Annotated in this window: 1 protein-coding gene; it reads left to right on the top strand. The window is 68.8% G+C overall.

All coding sequences use genetic code 11. The features are described from left to right. The coding region (locus tag KVS69_RS18865; RefSeq protein WP_217539501.1) for a substrate binding domain-containing protein at window positions 1-426 on the top strand (426 nt) is incomplete at both ends.

Raw genomic sequence — 426 nt, 5'->3', positions numbered from 1 at the left:
TTGCCCCACGGCGCTCTCGCACGCGTTTTTGCTGCGGCTTGTGCCAGCGTTCCTGCAGCGGTTTCCGGCGCTGGAACTGGACCTGCAGATCAGCGACCGATACGTGAACCTCCTCGATGAAGGCGCGGAGCTGGCCATCCGCATCGGCCACCTGGACAGTAGCGCGCTGCGCGCGCGCCGCGTTGGCTTGTTCACGCGGGTGACCGTGGCCAGCCGCGCCTATCTGGACACGCGCGGGGTGCCGGCGGTGCCTGAGGACCTGCGCCATCATGACTGCGTGCTGTACACCCTGCTCAGCACCGGAACGAGCTGGCGTTTTCGCGATGCCGACGTGCCGGTGTCCGGCCGGTTGCGGGTTAATTCCCCGGACGCAATGCGCGCGGCGGTCAGCGCTGGGCTGGGGAGCGGGCAAGGCCCAGCGTGGCT

Source organism: Stenotrophomonas sp. GbtcB23 (assembly GCF_019091045.1).
GTDB lineage: Bacteria > Pseudomonadota > Gammaproteobacteria > Xanthomonadales > Xanthomonadaceae > Stenotrophomonas > Stenotrophomonas rhizophila_A.
The sequence above is the reverse complement of the archived record's forward strand: the minus strand, read 5'-3'. Positions and strand labels throughout refer to the sequence as shown.